The 21,419-nt window shown below is 62.3% G+C and carries 19 protein-coding genes and 2 tRNA genes; 7 read left to right on the plus strand and 14 right to left on the minus strand.

Annotated elements, in window-relative coordinates:
- Positions 1-155 precede the first annotated feature (155 nt).
- The 4 genes from BLT92_RS00130 to BLT92_RS00145 all read right to left on the minus strand — a co-directional run bounded on the left by BLT92_RS00130 (position 156) and on the right by BLT92_RS00145 (position 3,515).
- On the minus strand, positions 156-797 hold the full coding sequence (locus BLT92_RS00130) for an ATP-dependent Clp protease proteolytic subunit (protein WP_092101615.1): 642 nt from the start codon (positions 795-797) through the stop codon (positions 156-158).
- 26 nt (positions 798-823) lie between these two features.
- Positions 824-1,420 carry an ATP-dependent Clp protease proteolytic subunit gene (locus BLT92_RS00135; protein WP_092101618.1) on the minus strand — a complete coding sequence of 199 codons (597 nt, stop codon included), beginning with the start codon at positions 1,418-1,420 and terminating at the stop codon, positions 824-826.
- A 268-nt stretch (positions 1,421-1,688) separates the two neighbouring features.
- Complete coding sequence (gene tig, locus BLT92_RS00140) at positions 1,689-3,071, minus strand: trigger factor (protein ID WP_092101621.1); 1,383 nt, start codon at positions 3,069-3,071, stop codon at positions 1,689-1,691.
- A gap of 373 nt (positions 3,072-3,444) precedes the next feature.
- Positions 3,445-3,515: transfer RNA gene (locus BLT92_RS00145), tRNA-Gly, on the minus strand.
- 178 nt (positions 3,516-3,693) lie between these two features.
- On the opposite strand from BLT92_RS00145, the gene BLT92_RS00150 reads away from it, so the two are divergent.
- Together BLT92_RS00150 and BLT92_RS00155 are read left to right on the plus strand one after the other, a co-directional pair.
- Positions 3,694-3,767 (plus strand) — tRNA-Pro (locus tag BLT92_RS00150).
- Between the two features lie 428 nt (positions 3,768-4,195).
- Positions 4,196-5,383, plus strand: a complete 1,188-nt coding sequence (locus BLT92_RS00155; protein ID WP_092101627.1) for a PQQ-dependent sugar dehydrogenase — start codon at positions 4,196-4,198, stop codon at positions 5,381-5,383.
- 2 nt (positions 5,384-5,385) lie between these two features.
- Here the strand turns inward: BLT92_RS00155 and BLT92_RS00160 are convergent, their stop codons facing one another.
- The 3 genes from BLT92_RS00160 to BLT92_RS00170 all read right to left on the minus strand — a co-directional run bounded on the left by BLT92_RS00160 (position 5,386) and on the right by BLT92_RS00170 (position 7,685).
- Entirely contained in the window at positions 5,386-6,498 is a 1,113-nt protein-coding gene (locus tag BLT92_RS00160; RefSeq protein WP_092101630.1) for an alcohol dehydrogenase catalytic domain-containing protein, read from the minus strand.
- A gap of 16 nt (positions 6,499-6,514) precedes the next feature.
- Entirely contained in the window at positions 6,515-6,988 is a 474-nt protein-coding gene (locus BLT92_RS00165; RefSeq protein ID WP_092101633.1) for a ribose-5-phosphate isomerase, read from the minus strand.
- A gap of 91 nt (positions 6,989-7,079) precedes the next feature.
- Positions 7,080-7,685, minus strand: coding sequence for a mycothiol-dependent nitroreductase Rv2466c family protein (locus tag BLT92_RS00170; RefSeq protein WP_092101635.1), 606 nt, complete (start codon positions 7,683-7,685; stop codon positions 7,080-7,082).
- Positions 7,686-7,789: 104 nt separating this feature from the next.
- Between BLT92_RS00170 and pepN the strand changes: the two genes are divergently transcribed.
- The 3 genes from pepN to BLT92_RS00185 are packed head-to-tail and all read left to right on the plus strand — an operon-like array spanning position 7,790 to position 12,021.
- The gene (pepN, locus tag BLT92_RS00175) at positions 7,790-10,486 is read left to right on the plus strand and encodes an aminopeptidase N (protein ID WP_092101638.1); all 2,697 of its coding nucleotides are present in this window, start codon (positions 7,790-7,792) and stop codon (positions 10,484-10,486) included.
- Positions 10,487-10,498: 12 nt separating this feature from the next.
- Entirely contained in the window at positions 10,499-11,617 is a 1,119-nt protein-coding gene (locus tag BLT92_RS00180) for a mechanosensitive ion channel family protein (RefSeq protein WP_231938945.1), read from the plus strand.
- Between the two features lie 2 nt (positions 11,618-11,619).
- A complete protein-coding gene (locus BLT92_RS00185; RefSeq protein WP_092101640.1) occupies positions 11,620-12,021 on the plus strand; it encodes a globin in 402 nt (133 codons plus the stop codon).
- 48 nt (positions 12,022-12,069) lie between these two features.
- Here BLT92_RS00185 and BLT92_RS00190 read toward each other — a convergent pair whose 3' ends face one another.
- Positions 12,070-12,744 (minus strand): DUF8185 domain-containing protein, encoded by a 675-nt coding sequence (locus BLT92_RS00190; protein ID WP_092101643.1) that lies wholly within the window; start codon positions 12,742-12,744, stop codon positions 12,070-12,072.
- On the minus strand, positions 12,741-13,292 hold the full coding sequence (locus tag BLT92_RS00195; protein WP_231938946.1) for an acyl-CoA thioesterase: 552 nt from the start codon (positions 13,290-13,292) through the stop codon (positions 12,741-12,743). Before BLT92_RS00195 ends, BLT92_RS00190 begins: the two co-directional genes overlap by 4 nt.
- An 82-nt stretch (positions 13,293-13,374) precedes the next feature.
- Here BLT92_RS00195 and BLT92_RS00200 point away from each other — a divergent pair, with 82 nt between their 5' ends.
- Positions 13,375-14,283, plus strand: coding sequence for an acyl-CoA thioesterase (locus tag BLT92_RS00200; RefSeq protein WP_092101650.1), 909 nt, complete (start codon positions 13,375-13,377; stop codon positions 14,281-14,283).
- The gene (locus BLT92_RS00205; protein ID WP_231938947.1) at positions 14,280-14,510 is read left to right on the plus strand and encodes a hypothetical protein; all 231 of its coding nucleotides are present in this window, start codon (positions 14,280-14,282) and stop codon (positions 14,508-14,510) included. Before BLT92_RS00200 ends, BLT92_RS00205 begins: the two co-directional genes overlap by 4 nt.
- Positions 14,511-14,632: 122 nt before the next feature.
- Here BLT92_RS00205 and ettA read toward each other — a convergent pair whose 3' ends face one another.
- From ettA to BLT92_RS00230, 5 genes are all read right to left on the minus strand, one after another.
- Entirely contained in the window at positions 14,633-16,315 is a 1,683-nt protein-coding gene (ettA, locus tag BLT92_RS00210) for an energy-dependent translational throttle protein EttA (RefSeq protein WP_092101652.1), read from the minus strand.
- A 66-nt stretch (positions 16,316-16,381) separates the two neighbouring features.
- The gene (locus tag BLT92_RS00215; RefSeq protein WP_092101655.1) at positions 16,382-17,098 is read right to left on the minus strand and encodes a DUF6993 domain-containing protein; all 717 of its coding nucleotides are present in this window, start codon (positions 17,096-17,098) and stop codon (positions 16,382-16,384) included.
- Between the two features lie 143 nt (positions 17,099-17,241).
- The gene (locus BLT92_RS00220) at positions 17,242-17,841 is read right to left on the minus strand and encodes a single-stranded DNA-binding protein (RefSeq protein ID WP_092101657.1); all 600 of its coding nucleotides are present in this window, start codon (positions 17,839-17,841) and stop codon (positions 17,242-17,244) included.
- A gap of 208 nt (positions 17,842-18,049) precedes the next feature.
- Positions 18,050-19,630 carry a GTPase gene (locus BLT92_RS00225; protein ID WP_092101660.1) on the minus strand — a complete coding sequence of 527 codons (1,581 nt, stop codon included), beginning with the start codon at positions 19,628-19,630 and terminating at the stop codon, positions 18,050-18,052.
- Entirely contained in the window at positions 19,627-21,324 is a 1,698-nt protein-coding gene (locus BLT92_RS00230; RefSeq protein WP_231938948.1) for a dynamin family protein, read from the minus strand. Before BLT92_RS00230 ends, BLT92_RS00225 begins: the two co-directional genes overlap by 4 nt.
- Positions 21,325-21,419 lie beyond the last annotated feature (95 nt).

Raw genomic sequence — 21,419 nt, forward strand, 5'->3', positions numbered from 1 at the left:
ACGTCATTCGGTGTGTCGGAGAACGCGATCACACCCAAGCTCTCGGGAAGGCCCAAACTACTCGGCGCCGCACTCGGTGGCAACTTCGCAGCCTGGACCGCTTCGGGCCCGGACAGCGTTCTTCACCTGTCCGGGCCCGACGATGGTCGTGTGTCTCAGACCGTCTTGCGAGAAGTCAGCACCTGATCGACAAGGCCGTAGTCCTTCGCCTGTTCGGCGGTGAGGAAGAGATCACGTTCGATGTCGTTGGAGACCTGCTCCGGAGACTTGTTGGAGTGCCCCGACAGAGTCGTCTCCAACCACTGGCGCATCCGGAAGACCTCCGCGGCCTGGATCTCGATGTCCGAAGCCTGTCCCTGGCCCTGGCCCTCCATTGCGGGCTGGTGGATGAGGACGCGGGCGTTGGGCAGAGCCAAACGCTTGCCTGGGGTGCCGGCCGCGAGCAGAACAGCGGCGGCCGAGGCGGCCTGGCCGAGGCAGACCGTCTGGATCTCCGGCTTGATGTACTGCATCGTGTCGTAGATGGCCGTCATGGCAGTGAACGAGCCACCGGGTGAGTTGATGTAGAGCGTGATGTCGCGGTCCGGGTCCTGCGACTCGAGGACCAGCAGCTGGGCCATCACGTCGTCGGCACTCGTGTCGTCAACCTGGACACCCAGGAAGATGACGCGATCGTCGAAGAGCTTCGTGTAGGGATCCTGGCGCTTGAAGCCGTAGGGAGTCCGCTCTTCGAACTGGGGCATGACATAGCGGGACTGCGGCATGTTGCCGGCAGTGGACCCAGGCATAAAGTTCATTGAATTCATTCTTCCTTGACTCCCACTCAGTTGTCGGTGACGTCGGACGAACGGGCCACCATCTTGTCGATGAAGCCGTATTGGAGCGCTTCTTCGGAGGTGAACCAGTGGTCGCGGTCGTTGTCTTTGAGGATCTGTTCCAGGGTCTTGCCGGTCTGCTCGGCGGTGAGCTCTGCCATCTGCTTCTTCATGTGCAGGATGAGCTCGGCCTGGATCTTGATGTCTGTGGCTGTGCCGCCGATGCCGCCCAGAGGCTGGTGCATGAGAATGCGGGCGTGTGGGGTGGCGTACCGCTTACCGGGTGCACCGGAGGACAGCAGGAACTGTCCCATCGATGCGGCCATTCCCATTGCGACGGTGGAGACATCCGGCTTGATGTACTGCATGGTGTCGTAGATCGCCATTCCCGCGGTCACCGAGCCGCCCGGGGAGTTGATGTACAGCGAGATGTCCGCGTCTGGATCCTCTGCTGCCAGCAGCATCATCTGGGCACAGATCGCGTTGGCGTTGGAGTCACGCACTTCCGAACCGAGCCAGATGATCCGCTCTTTGAGCAGACGGTTGAAAATATGGTCGTCGAGACCCATTGCCCCACCGGCGTCGAGGCCGACGGGCGCTGTCATTTCGTGTGCGCTCACGTTTCACTCCTGTTGGTCTTTGGTTGGCTTGATATGGACTCTAACTGCTCATTGGTCGAATTTAGTCCGGCGGATCGCCTGTGTTCGCCATCAGCGTGATCGTTCATCCGATTCACCCGCGTCTCTAGGGAGTGAACGGGGTCGTTGAACCCTGAGCACCCAGGTGCGGGCTGCAGAATCAACGCAAAACGGTGGGCACGGAATATTCCGTGCCCACCGCTCACTGATTTCTCACCGCCGAGGCGGACCGAGGTCAGTTCGCTTTGTCGCCTTCGGTCACTGCATCGGGTTCGATGACGTCCTCAGAGTCGTCATCGCCCTCGGCCGACTCGTCAGATCCTTCGGCTGCTTCGTCTTCAGGTGGGGAGGTGAACTCCTCCATGTCGACGACATTGCCTTCGGTGTCCTTGACGACGGCTCCGGCGAGGGCGGCGGCCAGCGCCTTGCGGCGCGTGACCTCTCCGACCAGTGCGTTGACCTGTCCGGAGCTGTCGAGCATCTCCGCGAACTCGTTCGGGTTCATGCCGTACTGCTGTGAAGCGGAGATGAGGTATTCGATGAGCTCGGGCTGAGTCACCTCGACCTCTTCGGCTTCGGCGATCGCGTCGAGGATGAACTGGGTGCGCAGGTTGCGCTCGGTCTCCTCGGTGACCTCCTTGCGGTGCTCATCGTCGTCCAGGCGGCTCTCCGACTCGAGGTGACGCTCGACCTCGTCGGTGACGACCTTTTCAGGTACCGGCACTTCGAGAGTCTCGATCAGGGATTCGAGGACCTTGTCGCGTGCCTGCGCACCCTGGTCGGTCTCCTTCTGCTTGGCAGCCTGCTCACGCAGATCCGCACGCAGTTCATCAATGGTGTCGAATTCGCTGGCCAGCTGGGCGAAGTCATCATCGGCTTCTGGCAGTTCACGAACCTTGACGGCGCTGAGGGTGATCGACACTGTGCCGGTCTCACCGGCGTGCTCTCCACCTGCGAAGGTGGTTTCGAAGGTGGTGGTCTCGTCAGCCGACAGGCCGTCGAGAGCCTCGTCCATGCCATCGAGCATGGTTCCGGCACCGACCTGGTAGGAGATGTCGGACGCGGTGTCGATCTCTTCACCGTCGATGGTGGCAACGAGATCGAGGGTGACGAAGTCGTCCTTGGACGCGGGACGGTCCACCGAGCTCAGGGTTCCGAAGCGGGTACGCAGCTGCTCGAGTTCGGCATCCACGTCTTCCTCGGTGACCTCGATCGGGTCAACCTCGACATTGATGGTGTCGTAAGCGGGCAATGTGATCTCGGGCCGCACATCAACGTCGACCGTGAAGGTCAGGTCGCCGTCTTCGGTTCCGTCGAGACCGGGAACCTCAGAGATCTCTACCTCGGGCTGGCCCATCGGCTTGAGATCGTGCTCTTCGACAGACTCGCGGTAGAACCCGTCAAGACCGTTGTTGATGGCCTCCTGGATCACTGCAGGTCGACCGACGCGCTGATCGATGATGCGCGCAGGGACCTTGCCCTGGCGGAAGCCGGGGATGGTGACCTGGCCACCGATGGTCTTGTATGCCTCGTCGATGCTCGGCTTGAGTTCGGCGTATGGGACATCCACGCTGATCTTGACCCGCGTGGGGTCGAGTTGCTCGACGGAGCTCTTCACAGTGTGACCTTTCAATTTCGACAGTCATGCATATTCGGTCATCTGGTGACCTGGAGGGAGCGAAAGTCCACGATGAGATCGCGCACGTCCGCAAGACGCAGTCACCCATATTACGCGAAAGACGCAAGAAAACACGAAACAGAGGGGCCGCCGCCGCGCAAGAGTTCGCGAGGAGCGCAATCATTGCTGGTCGTGGTGGAAGCCATCCAACTGGATGCTGTCGGGCTCGCTGGATCGAACCTCCGCGCCGGCATTGTCGTTGGCCCTCGATAATTGAAACCGTAATCCCAGGAGCCTTCTTGCCGCTAACCCGGAGCAAGCGGGATCGTGAACCAAAAAACCGGCCGGACCATCTGGTCCGACCGGTAAGCGGAGGGGATGACGGGAATCGAACCCGCACCATCAGTTTGGAAGACTGAGGCTCTACCATTGAGCTACATCCCCGTGTTGCGTAAACGACTATAGTCGACATTCGCACCCGCCGCCAAATCGACTGAAGATGACCCGCGTCACACCCTCCGGTGAGGTCAGCGCCGACGGTTGTGAGCTGCATCCCATTCGGGAATACGGACCGAATCGATGTGCATCTCAGGCCGTGCATGTGGTTAGATTGTCTTCGTCGCGGGATGTGGCGCAGCTTGGTAGCGCATCTGTTTTGGGAACAGAGGGTCGCAGGTTCAAATCCTGTCATCCCGACACTTGTGAAGCCGCTGGGACTGAATGTCCGGGCGGCTTTCTTCATATTCACGACTCACCACGTCCCCATATCCGGGTGAACGAGAGTTTGGCGGGTTAGCGGGTTAGGGGCAGGCGTGTGTGTATACGGCCGGCGGCTCGGAGTCGGGTGATCCTGGTCAGACGTGCAAGTCGGGCGTGCAATGCGATTGTGCGGGAACAGAAGTTCGACCCAAGGCGCAGAAATCGACTTTCTCTTCCCGCACAATCAGGGCTATGACCCCGACCCTTCCGGGAACGACCAGAACGAGGGCCAGCGGCAAGAATCTGCGCACCCCGCGAGCCCCGTTCGCTCATATTTATGCCGCCGACCCACATTTTCCGTCTGTCCGGGGGACAATGGAAGGCCAGCCTCTGACGAACTGGTGAGGCCGAAAGGTGCGCCGCCGATGACGCTTCGAGACCACGACACCCGACTCCGAGACCACGACACCCCACTCCGACATGCTGCGGTCGCGGTCGCCCTGGCGCTGGCCCTCAGCGGTTGCAGCACCGATGCCGCCGATCCGCCCTCGGCAAGCCAGTCCGATCCCGCTTCCCAGAACAGCAACGCGTCCGGTGCCGAAACCAACCCCGGTGCCGAAACCGAACCCAGTGGTGAACCGGAGGTCGTGGCGCAGAATCTGGAGGCCCCCTGGTCGGTGGCCTTCTACGAAGACACTGCACTGGTGAGTGAACGAGACTCCGGGCGCATCCTCGAACTCAACGAAGAGCAGCCAGGGCAGGTCCGAGAGGTCACCACGGTTGCAGGTGTCTCCGCCTCGGGCGAGGGCGGCCTCCTGGGTCTCAGCGTCCGCGACGACAGTCTCTACGCATACTTCACTGCCGAATCTGATAATCGGATCCAGCGATTCCCACTCACGAAGGGTTCTGCCGGGGTCGAACTCGGCTCGCCGGAAACCATAGTCGACGGGATCGCCAAGGCTGGATTCCACAACGGTGGCCGACTGGCTTTCGGCCCGGACGGGATGCTCTATGCCACGGTCGGCGACGCCGGCGACCAGAGTGCCGCACAGGATCGTCAGTCGCTCTCGGGTTCGATCCTGCGGATGAAGCCTGATGGCAGCGTACCCGAGGACAATCCGTTCGACGATTCCCTCGTCTACTCCTATGGGCATCGCAATCCGCAGGGATTGGCCTGGGGCGAGGACGACACGATGTATGCCAGCGAGTTCGGCCAGGACACCTGGGATGAGCTCAACATCATCGAGGCCGGCGGCAACTACGGTTGGCCCGAGGTCGAAGGGATCTCCGAGGATGGCGCCGACGGGGATGACTTCATCGACCCGGTGCAGCAGTGGAGTCCCGACCAGGCCAGCCCGAGCGGAATCACCGTCACGGACGACACGATATTCATCGCCAATCTGCGAGGAGAGGTGCTGCGGACCGTGCCCTTAGCAGATGTCGCCAAGGCCGATGTTGCCTACACCGGAGAGTTCGGTCGCCTGCGTGATGTGGTCACGACTCCGAGTGGCGAGGTATGGATGCTGACGAACAACACGGACGGGCGCGGCGATCCGGCCGGCAGCGACGACCGGATCCTCCGCATTCCCTCTGATATCAGCGCCGACGAGTGACCTCAGCGCTGGAAGTCGATGACCTGCCGCACGACGGTTCCGTCTGCCAGAGCGTCGAAGGCTGCATTGATGTCATCGAGGCCGATGGTGTCCGAAACCAGTTCCTCGACCGGCAGCTTACCCTGACGCCAAAGGTCGGCGTAGACGGGAATATCACGGCTGGGCACCGCCGAACCCAGATACGAGCCGAGGACTGTGCGTGCTTCGGCCGTGAGCGTGACCGGGGTGATGTGTGATTGCGCGTCCGGTGCCGGCAGCCCCACGGTGACGGTCTTCCCACCGACTGCGGTCGCAGAGAACGCGGTCTCGAAGGCGCGTGGATGACCCACGCATTCGATGACGATCGGTGCCCGCCGCTGCCCCAGCTGTTCAGGCGTGTAGACCTCGGCCGCACCCAGTTCCTGTGCCCGGACCAGTTTGTCAGGATTCGCGTCGACGCCGATGACTCCCGCCGTCTCGATGGACAGCGCCGTGATCAGAGCGGCCATGCCGACTCCGCCCAAGCCCACGATCATGATTTCGTCCTCGGGCCCCGGAACTCCCGCGTTGAGGACCGCTCCCCCGCCTGTGAGCACCGCGCAGCCGAGCACGGCCGCGATCGACGCAGGAACGTCGGAAGCCACCGGAACGACCGAGGCGCGATTGAGCACAGCATGAGAAGCGAAGACCGACGCGCCGAGGTGGTGGAGCACCTCGGCGTCCGTGCTGTCGTGGAGTCGGACCTTGTGTCCGTCGAACGGCAGCGTACCGGCACCGTTCGTGGCACTGCCCGGAGTGCAAGGGAGTTTGCCGTCGGTGCGACAGTTCGCACATTCGCCGCAGCGAGGCAGAAACACGGTGACGACCTGATCGCCGATCTCGAGGTCGTCGACTCCCTCACCGAGCTGTTCGACCACTCCAGCGCCCTCGTGGCCGAGCAGCATCGGCAGGGGTCGCGGACGGTTTCCGTCGATCACGGACAGATCGGAGTGGCAGACACCCGCAGCACGCAGCCTGATGAGCACCTCTCCGGGGCCGGGCGCGTCGAGTTCGAGTTCTTCGATCGACATCGGCTGAGTCTTCGCATAAGGACGCCCGGCACCCTCGTCCCGAAGCACGGCACCACGGATCTTCACAGCGTCACCGTCGCAGTCACAGCGCCGACGGGCCTTCGGTCTCGTAGGCGTCCATGATTCGGATTCGACGTTCGTGCCGCTCTTCGCCGGAGAAGGGCTCCGCCAGGAAGGCATCGACGATGGCGATGGACTCAGCTTCGGTGTGCTGCCTGGCTCCCACCGAGACGATCTGGGCGTTGTTGTGGCCGCGTGCGAGCTTGGCGATCTCCGGGTTCCATGCCAGCGCCGTGCGCGCGCCTCTGACCATGTTCGCAGCGATCTGCTCGCCGTTGCCCGATCCGCCGATGACGACGCCCAGGGCCTCGACGCCCGCAGCCTGGTCATCGATGACGGCCTGAGCCGCTGCGATGCAGAATGCGGGATAGTCATCGAGTGCGTCGTATTCGAGCGCGCCGTGGTCGACGACCTCGTGACCCGATTCGCCGAGGTGGGTCTTGAGAACCTCTTTGAACTCGAATCCTGCGTGGTCGGTGCCGAGATGAACCTTCATCTGGTCTCTCCTTCGAAGTGTCCGGGCCGAAATGCCCGGCAATGAGCGAATGGTTTGTGCTGCAGGTGGTGTTGGTGGAGAGTCCAGGGACTCAGTCGAAGATCGGGTCCTGATCGCGCGTGCGTTTGAGTTCGAAGAATCCTGGTGTCGAGGCGACAGCGAGAACGCCGTCGAAGAGGCGACCCGCGTCCTCTCCTTTCGGGGCCGGAGTGACGACGGGGCCGAAGAAGGCGGTGCCGCCCACACGGCAGATGGGCGTGCCCACCTCGTCGCCGACAAGGGCCAGAGCCTCATCGTGTGATTCCTGCAACGCAGCGTCGTAGTCATCGCGTTCGCCGTACTTCATCAGATCAGCAGGCAGACCGACCTCATCCAGGGCCTCGGCGACGGCCTTGTCGAAGTCCTTCTCTCCGCCCGGATGGATCCGAGTGCCGATAGCGGTGTACAGGGGTTCGGCAATCTGATCGCCGTGCTCGGCGATGGCGGCGGTGACGATGCGCATCGGTGCGAGGGCGCGGTCCATCAGCTTCCGATAGTCGGCCGGGATGTCCTTATCCCGGTTGAGGATGTTCAGGCTCATGACATGGAACTTCACATCGACGTCACGGACCTTGGCGACCTCGAGGCCCCAGCGCGATGTCATCCACGCCCACGGGCAGGCCGTGTCGAACCACAGGTCAAGTGTCTCTCTGCTCAATTTCGCTCCTTATCAGCGTGTGCGCGGACACTGGAGAATCGCCCGCGCCGTCCGAGGCCAATTTATCAAGTCTTGCCGACGAAGAGGAATGCGTCCATGAAAGAATGGCGAAGTACACCCGGACCCGAAGCGGAGGTCACCTCAAAGTGCCCCAATACAACCTCACTCGCGAGGAAGCTCGCAGACGTTCATCCCTCGTCGACGTCTCGAGCTACGAGAACACCCTGATTCTCACAGGAAAGGGCGAGAGCTTCCGAGTTCGCTCCCGCATCCGCTTCACCGCAACGCCGGAGTCCACGACATTCATCGATGCCATCACCGCCAGCGTCGAACGCATCCGGCTCAACGGACTCGATCTCGAGGCCGCCGAGGTCGTTGCTCCATCTCGAATCACCCTGCCGGGGCTCGCCGCTGAGAACGAACTCATCATCGATGCCCACTTCTCCTATATGAACACCGGTGAGGGTCTGCACCGGTTCATCGATCCCATCGACGACGAGGTGTACCTCTACTCACAGTTCGAGGTTCCCGACGCCAGGCGCGTCTTCCCCGTGTTCGAACAGCCCGACCTCAAGGCTCCGTTCTCCTTCACCGTCGTCGCCCCTTCCCGCTGGACGGTCGTGTCGAACTCCCCCACCCCGACTCCCGGTGATCCCGGCGAAGTCTTCATCGAACTCGACGAAGCACCGGTCGACGACACCGCGGTGTGGCAGTTCGCCCCGACGACACCGATCTCGTCCTACATCACTGCGATCGTGGCCGGCCCGTACCGCAGCGTGCACTCCGAGCTGACATCCTCTGACGGCTCCCCCGTTCCCCTGGGGCTGTACTGCCGCGACTCCCTCTTCGAGCATCTTGATGCACAGAACCTGTTCGGCATCACCCGAGCCGGTTTCGAATTCTACGAACGTGAGTTCGGGGTGTCCTACCCGTTCGAGAAGTACGATCAGCTCTTCGTTCCCGAGTTCAACGCCGGTGCGATGGAGAACGCCGGTGCGGTGACCATTCTGGAGAACTACGTCTTCCGGTCCCGGCCCACCGAGGCACTTGTGGAGCGTCGCACGGTGACAGTGCTCCACGAACTGGCCCACATGTGGTTCGGGGATCTGGTCACCATGAAGTGGTGGAACGATCTGTGGCTCAACGAGTCCTTCGCCGAATTCATGTCGACGTTGGCCACCGCCGAGGCCACCGAATACTCAGACGCCTGGACGACGTTCGCCACGATTGAGAAGTCGTGGGCCTATCGTCAGGATCAGCTGCCGAGCACGCACCCGATCGTCGCGAGCATCGAAGACCTCGCCGATGTCGAGGTCAACTTCGACGGGATCACCTACGCCAAGGGCGCCTCGGTGCTCAAACAGCTCGTCGCGTGGGTCGGTCGCGAGGAGTTCTTCTCCGGCCTGAAACGCTATTTCGACAAGCATGCGTGGTCGAACACGGAGCTGCCCGACCTCCTCGACGAACTCGAGGCGACTAGCGGTCGCGACCTCGCCACGTGGTCGAAGCTGTGGCTTGAGGAGTCCGGTGTCAACCTCATCGAGGCCGAGCTCGACACCGAAACCGACAAGGACGCCGAGGTGGTGACCGAGCTGCGCGTGACCCAGAAGCCCTGGGTGATCGAGGGGCAGCCGGTTCCGTCTCTGCGTCCGCACCGTCTGTCCATCGGGTTCTATTCCGACAACGGCCAAGGCCGGCTCGTCCGCACTCACAGCTTCCCGCTCGACATCGATTCCGAGTCGACCGCCGTCGACGAGGCCCGAGGTCTGCCCAAACCCGAGGTCGTCATCGTCAACGACGAGGACCTGAGCTATGCGAAGGTCCGCTTCGATCACGAGAGTATGGACGTGGCTGCAACGCGACTGGGCGACTTCGATGATTCGCTGACCCAGCTGCTCGTCCTCGGCACCCTGTGGGACACGGTCAGGGATGGTCAGCGCCCGGCTCAGGACTACATCGCCACGGTCTTGGACAACGTCGCAGCCGTGACGCATTCCTCCGGTCTGCTCACACAGATGCGTCAGCTCGAGACCGCTGTCGGGGCCTTCCTGCCTCCCGCAGAACGGGCCGAGGCCCATACTGCCGTTGCCGACCGTTTCGCAGAGCTCCTCGACACGGTTCCTGGTGGAACTGACCAGGCATTTCAGTTCGTTCGCGGCTTCATCAAACACGCGACGAGCCAGGCGCAGATCGCGCAGCTGAAGTCCTGGCTGGACGCCGCCGAGGACACGATCCACGGAATCACCATCGACACCGATCTCAGCTGGGAGATCATCATCGCTCTGGCCGCACATGATGCGATCGACGACTCCGCGATCACGGACATGGCCACCACCGATCCGTCAGCGGCCGGTGTACGGCAGGCGGCGACGGCTCGCAGCGCAAGGCCCACCTCGGCGGCGAAGTCGAAGGCGTACAACAGGATCCTCGATGATGTCGAACTTCCGAATTCCGAGCTCGGTGCCCTGGCGCTGGGATTCGCGGCCGGGCTGCAGACGGAGACCGGTGAGATCCTCGCCTCACAGGCCCCCTTGCAGGATTTCTCCACCGAATACTTCCAGCGGGTCTCCGGCTGGTGGGAGACGCGGACCCTCGAGATGGCGCAGACCATGACTCTGCGGCTGTTTCCCCCGGTCAGCGCCCACACCGTCAAGGCAACCCGGGAATGGCTCAACGACCATCCCGCGGCTCCTAAGGGGTTGCTGCGGCTGATGCGTGAGAATCTCGCCGATGCCCAGAGAGCCCTACGTGCTCAGGAAGTGTCCAGCAGTTCCAAGGGCGCATTGACGTTCGCTCGTTAGGCTCGTGGCATCATGACTTTGCAAACACTGAATTCTGACCTGTTGTCCGCGCCCAAGCTGGATTGGGACTTCCTGCTCGACGCGCCGCTGAGAATCCTCATCATCATCGTTGGTGCCATCGTGCTCAACATTGTGATGCGACTCGTCATCCGACGTTTCTCCACTGCAGTGGCCAAGGGCACCGTCGGCAGTGCGAAGTCGGGCGAGAACAGCAAGTTCTCCAGCACCACCGCCGAATCACAGCGGACAGGCATCGAACCGACGGTCATCCGTGAACGCCGTGCGCAGCGCGCGAAGACCGTCGGCCGGATGCTCTCATCAGTAGCGACGATCATCATCAGCGTCATCGCCGTGCTCATGGTCCTCGACCAGATGAACTTCAACATCGCCCCGATTCTGGCCTCGGCGGGAATCGTCGGTGTGGCACTGGCCTTCGGCGCGCAGGAGCTCGTCAAGGACTACCTGTCCGGCTTCTTCATGGTCATCGAGGACCAGTACGGCATCGGTGACACCGTCGACGTCGGCGAGGCCGTCGGCGAAGTCGAGGACTTCGGCCTCCGCAAAACAGCGATCCGTGATCTCACTGGAACGCTGTGGCACGTGCGCAACGGTGAGATCATGCGAGTCGGAAACCTGTCACAGGGGTGGGCACGTGCAGTGCTGGAGATCCCGGTCAACTACACCACCTCGATGGACACCTACCGTGAGATCACTGAGGACGTGACGGCGGCCATGGCCAAGGACACTGATGTGGCCTCCGCCATGCTCGAGATCCCAGAGATCGCCGGCGTCCAGTCGATCTCGGCCGAATACAGGGTCATCCGCACGATGATCAAGACGAAGCCCAACCTGCAGTGGATGGTCGAACGCGCCTTCCGTGCCGAACTCACCAATGAGTTCGACAGGCGGGGCATCCAGGTTCCGATCGTTCAGGAGACGGTCCTGCGGACGCTCCCCCGGTCGACGGACTCGTCCGACTCCTCCGCAGACAGCAATGCCGACGAGCAGCCTCGGACCACGCCCACGACACCCCGCTACGCCGACCGTGGGCCCTCGCCTCTGCCCAGTGATGACGAGATCCGGTCGACCACGGATGATTCCGGAACCAATTCCGCAGACGGAGAGAGCTGAACGTGACGCAGACATCGAATGAGACCATCTTCGACGCCGTCGGTGGCCACCCCACCTTCACGCGACTCGTCGATGTCTTCTACGAAAACGTCGATCGGGACGAAGTCCTCATCGCCATGTACCCGGAGGGACACGACCTCACCGGTGCCAAGCACCGCCTGCAGATGTTCCTCGAACAGTACTTCGGCGGTCCGACGACCTACCAGGAGCAGCGTGGGCACCCGCGACTGCGGATGCGCCACTTCCCCTTCCCCGTCGACTTCGACGCTCGTGACCGGTGGTTGGCCAGCATGCGTGCCGCCCTTGATGATGTAGCGCTGCCGCCGCTCTACGACGAAATCTTCTGGGACTACTTCCAGCGCGCGGCCACGGCGATGGTCAACACCAACAGCAATCCGGTCTGAGCAGACACCTCTGATTCGTCACTTCTGACGGGACCGTCGGCGGCGGGGTCAACGGGCCCGGGTGAGCAGGTGCCCGCCCGGGGTCGCGATCCGCAGCCACCCGGAGGTTTCGAACAGCTCGTACTCCTCGGGCTGTCCTGCTGGGGCGGTTGCCGTCTCGGGCACGAAACGCAGCGCATCTGCAGCGAATGCGAGCCCGCCGGGCAGTTCAGTACCGCCGACTCCCGTCATCGGCTTCGACCACACACGCGAACGCAGCGCCTTCACCGCGTGTGAGCCCGCACCTTCCGGGGCCCCGTCGCTGATCTCGGCGACTCCCGCCTCGGCGGTGGAACGAATCACATCACCGGAGATTCTGTCGCGGGAAGTCCACTGTCCCTTCGGGGGCGCAATTCCGGTCCAGGACACCAGCACCGAATTGGGCGGCACCGGCAGTCGGGTGCCGTTCTCCGCTCTGGCGAAACGATCCTTGAGGTTAGCCAGAGGCACGACCTCATCGAGTCCGTCCTGCTCCGGGCCGCTCAGACGGAGCATGCGCATCGCGAGCACCAGCGGTGTGGAATCTCCGAGGCCATGGGGGTACAGGGGCGCAACGGTGACGACAAGCACTGTCGCGGACACGTGCAGACGCATGGCTCCGTCGGGATCGAGCCTGTGCGCCAACGAGGTGAACGCGGCCAGGTCCTTCATCGCCAGCGGATCGGCGATCTCAAGTTCGGTCATCGGCGGCCCCGCATCGGAACGGCAGGTCGAATGACGTCTTCCATTGTCAGTTTCTCCTTATTGCTCAGGCGTCGCGGGCGAGAGTTCTCTCTGTCCACGAAGACGATGACGGTCTCGGCCAGCGTATAGCCGACCGATCCATCGGGCTCGGCGATGACGTAGCCGATCGTCACGGACGCCGGCTTGACTTCACTGATGACCAGATCGATGGCGATGGGCCCAGCGCGGTAGGGAATCGGGCGGCGGTATTCGATCGCGTGCGAGGCCACGAGCAGTTCCGTCGTCTCCGAAGCCTCGGCGAAGACCGAAGGTATCGTGATTCCCGATACCGTATCCGCGATGCCCGACTGACCCGGTGTCGTGGGTGCGTCGGTGCTGTGCGTCGGTGAGCCGAGAGCCCGGACGCGGGCCTCTTCGAGCAGACGCAGCTGGGTGACGTTATTCACGTGGCCATAGGCATCCATGTCACCCCATCTCAGCTCCAGCAGTACTCGCGTGAATTCGTTCAGATGGGGATTCGTGGTGCCGATGTGCATATGTCCCATCATGCCACTTTCACCGTTGCGGCGACGGCCGCGATAGGATCGTGACCACACGTAGGACAATCATTGTCGTAGGCTGGAGGCCCATATGAGCGATGCGGAAGACACCACTGCCGAGGCGAACGTCGACACGCTGCGCAGAGTCCTGGAACTCGAGAGCCTAAGCTTCACCTCGGCGTCCCGAGAGAGTGACTACTTCATCGGGCAGAACCAGTACAAACCCGATGGGCGAGTCTTCGGCGGTCAGGTCGTGGCCCAGTCTGTGGTGGCTGCTGCTGCGACCCTGCCGGCGGACCGGCTCATCCACTCCCTTCACGGCTACTTCCTGCGCGCCGGCGATGTCAGCGAACCGATTGAATTCGGAGTCGAACGCCTGCGTGACGGACGCTCGTTCTCCGCCCGACGCGTCCACGCGTATCAGAAGAACGCGCCGATCCTGTCATTGATCGCCTCGTTCCAGGAGGAACAGGAGGGGTTCGAGCATGCCGAGGCCATGCCGGCCGGGCTGCCTGGCCCCCAGGAGTGCCCGGAACTGCGCGACATCCTGGCCGGCCAGGACTCTCCGCAGGTGACCGAATGGCTGAACAAACGCCCCTTCGAGATCCGTCCGGTGGAAGCATCGCTGTATCTCAACTCCACTGATGACCGACAGCGCGAGCAGCAGCACATATGGTTCCGTGCCAGCTCGCCGTTCGGTGATGACCCCGTGCTCAATGCCGCTGCTTTGGCCTACGCCAGCGACTTCAACCTGCTCGAGCCGGTTCTGCGCCGGCAGGGCCTGAGCTGGACGAGCCCGGGACTGAGGGTGGCCAGTCTGGACCATGCGATGTGGTGGCATCGCCGGGTCCGGGTCGATGAATGGATGCTCTACGTTCAGGAGTCCCCCGCGGCACAGGGCGGTCGCGGCCTCGGTTACGGTCGCATCTTCGCTCAGAGCGGGGAACTGCTGGCCACTGTCGCTCAGGAGGGCATGGTCCGCATCAAGGCGCCACAGTGAGCAAAGACACCGCGATGATTGAGATTCTCGGGACGATCCTGTCTCGCCTGGTCAATGTCGCGCTCTTCATAATCATCTCCATTGTGGCCTTGGCATTCCTCCGAGAGGCCATGGAGGTGAATCTGGCGGTGACTGCACTCATATCGATCGTCATCGGAGTCATCGGCACCGTTGCCGTCCGATATCTGATCAAGCTTCTCACGAGGGTCGGCGAGCTGTTCTCCTGACCGTCAGCAGCCCGAAAGCTGACCTATGCCAACAGATGATGCCCCGGTCGCGGACCGGGGCATCATCTGTTGGAACTCGGCTCTGTGTTCTGCATCGACTGCCCGCAGAGCACAGACCTCGATCAGTCGCGAGTGAGGCGACGGTGGGTCACGCGGTGGGGACGAGCCGCGTCTTCACCGAGTCGTTCGACCTTGTTCTCCTCATAGGACTCGAAGTTGCCTTCGAACCAGTACCATTTTGCAGGATCCTCTTCCGTGCCTTCCCACGCCAGGATGTGTGTCGCCACACGGTCGAGGAACCAACGGTCGTGCGAGACGACCACGGCGCAGCCGGGGAACTCGAGGAGTGCGTTCTCCAAGGAACCGAGTGTCTCGACGTCGAGGTCGTTGGTCGGCTCATCGAGCAGCAGCAGGTTTCCGCCCTGTTTGAGGGTCAGCGCCAGATTAAGACGGTTGCGCTCACCACCGGAGAGGACACCGGCCTTCTTCTGCTGGTCCGGTCCCTTGAAACCGAACGCGGAGACATATGCCCTGGAGGGCATCTCGACGTTACCCACCTGGATGAAGTCGAGTCCGTCCGAGACGACCTCCCAGAGGTTCTTGTTCGGGTCGATTCCGCCACGGGACTGATCGACGTAGGAGGTCTTGACGCTCTCGCCGATCTTGAGGTCTCCCCCGTCGAGTTCTTCGAGCCCGACGATGGACTTGAACAGAGTCGTCTTGCCGACACCGTTGGGTCCAATGACACCCACGATTCCGTTGCGCGGCAGGGAGAAGCTGAGACCATCGATGAGCAGACGATTGTCGTAGCCCTTCTGCAAGTCGGATGCCTCGATGACGATGTCACCGAGGCGAGGTCCGGCAGGGATCTGAATCTCTTCGAAGTCCAGTTTCTTGGTCTTCTCGGCTTCTGCTGCCATCTCCTCGTAGCGAGCCAGACGAGCCTTCGACTTCGTCTGCTTGGCCTTCGGATTCGATCGCACCCATTCGAGTTCGTCCTTGAGGCGCCTCGACAGCTTGGCGTCCTTCTTCCCCTGGACCTGCAGACGTTCCTGCTTCTTCTCGAGATACGTCGAGTAGTTGCCCTCATAGGGGTAGAGGTGTCCGCGGTCGATCTCGGCGATCCATTGGGCCACGTGATCGAGGAAGTACCTATCGTGAGTGATCGCGATGACGGCGCCCGGGTAGGACGTCAGGTGCTGTTCCAGCCACAGCACGGATTCCGCGTCGAGATGGTTGGTGGGCTCATCAAGCAGGAGCAGATCAGGCTTTTCCAGCAGCAGCTTGCACAATGCCACTCGACGACGCTCGCCGCCGGAGAGCACACTGACATCGGCATCTGGTGGGGGGCAGCGCAACGCGTCCATCGCCTGCTCGAGCTGGGAGTCGAGATCCCAGGCGTCAGCGGCATCGATAGCCTCCTGCAGCTTGCCCATCTCCTCCATGAGAGCGTCGAAGTCTGCATCTGGACTGGCCATCTCTTCGGAGATCGCGTTGAAACGGTCGAGTTTCGCTTTGATCTCGCCGACGCCTTCTTCGACGTTGCCGAGGACCGTCTTCTCCTCGTTCAGGGGTGGTTCCTGCAACAGGATGCCCACGCTGTAGCCGGGGCTGAGGCGAGCTTCACCGTTGGAGGGGTGTTCGAGCCCCGCCATGATCTTGAGAATTGTTGACTTACCGGCGCCGTTCGGACCGACCATGCCGATCTTCGCCCCGGGGTAGAAGGACATCGACACGTCATCCAGAATGACTTTGTCACCGTGCGCTTTGCGCGCCTTGTGCATGGTGTAAATGAATTCGGCCATAATAACTTCAGGCTATCGGTTAGGCACACCCAAGTGCCAATTGGGTCGCACTGTGAGAATCAGGCCTCAGCCGCCGCCCAGCGAGGGCGCTTCACCGGATGTAGAACCCTCCGCGGATTCGCCTGCAGACGAGGAACCTTCAGATGATTCGCCTTCCGACGAAGAGCTTCCGGACGTACTCCCCTCGGATGAAGACCCATCTGACGAGGTGCCTTCCGACGACGATTCCTCCGCTCCCCCGTCAGCTGATGACGGGCTCTCAGTGGGCCCGTCTTTGCCGTTGATGTCCTCACCGGGCATGTGGCCGGCGCCGTTTGAGTCGCCGTCCTCTTCACGTTTGTCGCCCTCGGGCGCCTTGACACCTTTCGGACGCTCGACCTCGCCGAGCAGACATGACCCGGTCGATTCGGTTGGCGGCATCAGCTCTGCCGTGGCCTTTCCCTTCCGAATCTCCCCGATGACGCAGCCCTTATCGGTCTTGACACCGAACATCTTCGCAGGAACGTCATTGCCCAACGGCGATTCATCGATCGTGGCTTCGAGCTGATCCGCTTCGTACCCGGCGTCGATCATGGTCGTGAAGAACTTCTTCGTCGACGGAACGGTGTCCTCGTTGCCGGTCAGCGGTTCGAGCGCGGAGACCACCTTGTCGACCTCAGCGGCCGGCGTCTCCGGAGTCCGAACCGGCGTGGGCTGAGAATCATCACCGCCGAATCCCAGCAGCGAACAGCCCGACAGAGCTAAGGTCAGAGCTCCGAGACTCAAGAAGGGAACGAGACGCATCAACAACCTCAGCAGATGGGAATGATTAACAGTCTCACCTTAGCCGATTGCGCGCAGATTCACGCCCAGAAACGACATGTTCGAGCGTTGACCAACACACGAATCCCTCCCATGGCGACGCCCGCGCCCGAGGACGGCCCGGATCAGAACGGAGCTGCTGCGCTGACCGTGTCACGTGCGATGGCATCAGCGACGTCTCCCGAGTCGCCCCCATCTTCGTGCGGGGCCTCATCTTCCTCGGCCCCATCCGCATCGCGCGCAGAGTCGGGGCTCGTCTCGCCGGAGATCTCCGGCGCGCCGCCCGCGACCTCACCGTCGAGTCCTGCCCAGCCTGAGTCACTGCCTGGCGCTGCCTGTTGCTGACCCTCCTGCTGCCGGTTGGCGCTGCTGGCCTTCTGGTAGTTCGCGGTCCCGTACCTGAGGTCCGGGCCGATATGTTCGGCCACCACTGTCGGAGCGATACCGCTCTTCTCCTCCGTCGACCATTCTCGGATCTTCAGAGTTCCCTGCACCACAACGAACATGCCTCGCTGCAGACTCATCGAGCAATTGCTGGCCAGGGGCCCGTAGCAGTCGACGCTGAACCACGAGGTCGTGTCGGCGGCATACTCTCCTGTCGTTTTGTCGAGTCGCCAATGGTTGACGGCCAGGCGGAAGGAAGCGCAGGCTCTGCCCGACGGCAACGTCCGGCTCTGCGGATCGGCGGCCAAAGTACCGCTGAGATTGATCGGAATGATGGACATTGTGCTGCCTCGTTTCTTGGGAGCGGCTCATGATGGTCCTGATGGATCACCCATCGGGGGCGACGCAGCCTGAATCGGCCGATCAGGTGAACCACCATTGAGCGCGCCCGGCAGAGACGGCGTCCAGGCATGAAAAATGCCCTGTGGACGGGCGTTGGCCGTCCACAGGGCATTTGCGCATGAGTCGGAGCTCATGTGCACAGAAGTGTCAGTGCAGGATTTCGTAGGCGCGCCGGTGCTCGTCGATCACAGCATTGACCGGTTCCAGATAAGAACTTTGGGCAACACTGCCGACGGCGTCGCGGAGCTTGCGATCGACTTCACCGGCAGCCTCGTCTGCTCCCTTGCTGCGCGCGGATTTGGCGATCATCGACGTCACAACAGATCCGATGATGCCCACCACCAGCAGCCCGATAGTCACGAACCAGCCCCACCCCGGGAGAGTTCCCGGGGCAAGGACGGTGAGAAGCGCAGCGGCGATGACGCCCAGCAGGCCGAGGATCGTGGCGACGAAGAAGACGATCTGCAGAATGTTGGCCACAGACCACCATCCTGGAGTCCGAGGCTTGATATCCACAGCGGTGACGGCCGAGTCGAGAGTTTCGGACAACTCAGTGGTACTGGCCTTCTCGGCTTCCGCGACGGCGCTCTGCCATGGTCTGGGCAGGGCAGACACGGACTCTGCGATGAGCTCATGCGCCATCAGGCGCACCTGAGAACTCTGCGCCTTGCTTGTCGCCGGAACCGAGGCGCGGATGAGCTCGTCCCGGCCCTGGCCGTGCTTAGCACCCAGGGGGTCGGGCGCATTTCTCTGCATCCATGCCAGCACCGGATAACCGGTCTTGCGGTAGCAACGGCGAATATAGTCATCGTGGACGGTCTGCGCGACAGCCTCGACGCCTGCGGCATCGGACATGGTCTCCACCAGGCGTGATGCGCCCGCGCTCTCGTCCGGTGCAGCTACGGGCTCGCCGAGTTCGCTCTGCAACCTCTTGGACATGGCCTGCATGTCTGCCAGGAGCCTCTCGGAAGCCGCCTGCTTGGAGTCGACCGTGTCGGCGAGGATCGACCTGACCTGAGGAATTCCCTCACGTGAGACCGCCGAGGTCATATGCACCTTGGTGTCGGTGAGTCCGTCCTCGACGAGCAGCTGCTGCAGGTGGTCGGTGGCGGCCTTCTGCTCTTCCTCGCTGAGTTTGTCGATCTGGTTGAGAACGACGACCATGTTCGAACTGTTCTCTGCCAGCTTCGCCAGGTATTCCGAATGCAGCGAGAAGTCTGCGTACTTCTGCGGATCAACGACCCAGAAGACGACGTCGACGAGTCCGACGAGTCGGTCCGACTCGACTCGGTGCTTGACCGCAGTCGAATCGTGGTCGGGCAGATCAAGCAGAATGAGGCCATGGAGCTTGCGCTGGTCGTCACCGTCGAGTGCCGATTCTCGCCACGTGCGACTGCGTTCGGGAACATGCAGCCAGTTGAGGATGTCTTTGCCGCCTTCGCCCCACACGCACGCGGTGGGACGTGAGGTGGTTGGGCGCCGGACACCGACTCTGGCAATGTCCAATCCGGCTACGGCATTGAACAGTGATGATTTACCGGAGCCGGTCGATCCGGCGAAGGCCACAACGGTGAACTCCTCGCCCAGGCCGAGGCGATCCTCGGCACGGTTGAGCAGGTTCTGCGCATCCGTGCGAACATCTGGACTCAGTTTGTCTGGCCCCAGATTCAGGGTCTGCCGGATTCCTTCGGCCCGACGCCTGATCTCGGACTGTGCAGGATCATTCACAATGCCACCTCAAGTCGATCACCGGAGGCGCGCAGAGCGCCCGATTGCCGCGCCGGTACCGCGGATAGTCGTAGTACGTTGTCAAAAGGCTCGCGGCAGCCGCCGACGATTCCTGCGGCCGTCGACAGGAACCGATCCCTGATCGATCCGATCAGGTTGACCGCTTCCTGCTCACCGAAGATCGTGCCCGCGAGGCTGAGGGCGACATTCGCATCATTGCGCGAGGCATGATCGTCGCCGTCCGTGTACTTCGGGTCCCAGAATGCCGCGTATTCGACGACAGCACACACACCGCCCACGCCGAACGAAAGAATCCTCGCCTTGGACTTCTTGCCCTGACCGATGTCTCGCACCAGCGCGTTCACCTCGTTCGACCATCCGCTGACTGCAGATTTGACCGAATCCTCCAGGTCCTTCGCGCTATGGTGCAGTTCGGGATGAGCATCCAACAGGGTCGCTCCGGCCGGATCTCGCACCCACTGAGCGCCGATCTCGTCGACGACGCCGATCGCCTGCTCTCGCAATGAGATCGCTGCACTGCGCAAAATCGCGATGTGCAGGGGCGAGGCGGCATCGTGTTTGCCGGTCACAGCGGAGGAGATCCTGTCGCGCATGCGTGCCATGGTGGGCTCCAACCCGCGGAAAAGCTGTCCTGTTCCCACGAAGTCCTGCCATCGTGCATTGACCTCTCCGTGCAGCACGCGACCATCGGAGAAGACTTCGGCCAGTCCCGCATCCGCTGCGTCGAACGTCTGTTCAAGGCTGAGCTGCAGACGATCGAAGGTCGACTCCTGCGACTCTGCGAAGTCGGCCAGGGACTTCACCTGCGCAGGCATTGCGCCGATCGAACCGGCGAGGGTGCGCTGCCGTATCCGCTCCTGTGAGCGGCCCTCCGAACTCACCTGGCTGATCCAGGACCGGATCGGATAGATCGCCGAATGCGGCAGCAGTCCGTCTTCCAATTCGAGTTCGGCCACTGCGAAGATCGGGGAATTCGCCAGTCCCGATTCGGACAGCAGACTAGAGAGATGGTGCCTGACCTCACGGTTCGCCTCCGGCGGTACCCGATCGAGCACGATGGCCACCGAGGTATTGCGGGCTGCGGCATCCTTGAGCAGCGCCCAGGGCGCGGCATCCGCGTAACGGTTGGCCGTGGTCACGAACAGCCACAGGTCCGCGCTCATCAGGATGCGGCGTGCCAGCTCGCGGTTCGTCTCGGCAATGGAATCGATGTCCGGGCAGTCGAGGATGGCTGTACCCGGCTCGACGTCGTCATCGGCGATGAGCACGACGGATGGGGTCGACGTCGCGGGGTCCGTACTCCTCGGCAGATCGGACAGGAAGGACTGCGATTCGAAGAACTTGGCGTCAGCGGGATTGTGGATCACGATCGGGTTGCCCGTCGTCGGCCTGCGCACCCCGGCCGGACTCACGGATCGCCCCACCAGAGAATTCACCAAAGTCGACTTCCCGGCACCGGTCGACCCGCCGACGGCGATCATAAAGGGCATCTGTGTCCGATTGATCCGCGGCAGAAGGTAGTCCGTCAGCTCTGAGGAGAGCTGACGGTGAAGCTCGCGACCGTCGGCGAAGTCATCGGTCTGCAGGGTGAAGCGGGTTTCTGAGACTCGCTTCGCGATATCGCTCAGCGCCCCTCCCACTGGTGGCGTCACGGCACTCTTGCTGTCTGTCATCACGCATCCACTCTCTACGTTTTCCCAGCTGTGCACCAATTGCCACGCCGTGTCGGGAGGTAATTGCTCGCTGTGGGGAAACGTCACAGGGCCAG

This window comes from Brevibacterium picturae (genome assembly GCF_900105045.1).
GTDB classification, from domain to species: Bacteria; Actinomycetota; Actinomycetes; order Actinomycetales; family Brevibacteriaceae; genus Brevibacterium; species Brevibacterium picturae.

What these genes read in the sequence shown, in the direction of transcription:
- BLT92_RS00135 (WP_092101618.1), bottom strand. Translation starts at nt 1,420, where the DNA reads ATGACAGCGCCCGTCGGCCTCGACGCCGGTGGGGCAATGGGTCTCGAC.
- ettA (WP_092101652.1), bottom strand. Translation starts at nt 16,315, where the DNA reads ATGGCCGAATTCATTTACACCATGCACAAGGCGCGCAAAGCGCACGGT.
- BLT92_RS00215 (WP_092101655.1), bottom strand. Translation starts at nt 17,098, where the DNA reads ATGCGTCTCGTTCCCTTCTTGAGTCTCGGAGCTCTGACCTTAGCTCTG.
- BLT92_RS00155 (WP_092101627.1), top strand. Translation starts at nt 4,196, where the DNA reads ATGACGCTTCGAGACCACGACACCCGACTCCGAGACCACGACACCCCA.
- BLT92_RS00200 (WP_092101650.1), top strand. Translation starts at nt 13,375, where the DNA reads ATGAGCGATGCGGAAGACACCACTGCCGAGGCGAACGTCGACACGCTG.
- BLT92_RS00130 (WP_092101615.1), bottom strand. Translation starts at nt 797, where the DNA reads ATGAACTTTATGCCTGGGTCCACTGCCGGCAACATGCCGCAGTCCCGC.
- BLT92_RS00220 (WP_092101657.1), bottom strand. Translation starts at nt 17,841, where the DNA reads ATGTCCATCATTCCGATCAATCTCAGCGGTACTTTGGCCGCCGATCCG.
- BLT92_RS00165 (WP_092101633.1), bottom strand. Translation starts at nt 6,988, where the DNA reads ATGAAGGTTCATCTCGGCACCGACCACGCAGGATTCGAGTTCAAAGAG.
- BLT92_RS00190 (WP_092101643.1), bottom strand. Translation starts at nt 12,744, where the DNA reads ATGACCGAACTTGAGATCGCCGATCCGCTGGCGATGAAGGACCTGGCC.
- pepN (WP_092101638.1), top strand. Translation starts at nt 7,790, where the DNA reads ATGGCGAAGTACACCCGGACCCGAAGCGGAGGTCACCTCAAAGTGCCC.
- BLT92_RS00230 (WP_231938948.1), bottom strand. Translation starts at nt 21,324, where the DNA reads ATGACAGACAGCAAGAGTGCCGTGACGCCACCAGTGGGAGGGGCGCTG.
- BLT92_RS00180 (WP_231938945.1), top strand. Translation starts at nt 10,499, where the DNA reads ATGACTTTGCAAACACTGAATTCTGACCTGTTGTCCGCGCCCAAGCTG.
- BLT92_RS00195 (WP_231938946.1), bottom strand. Translation starts at nt 13,292, where the DNA reads ATGATGGGACATATGCACATCGGCACCACGAATCCCCATCTGAACGAA.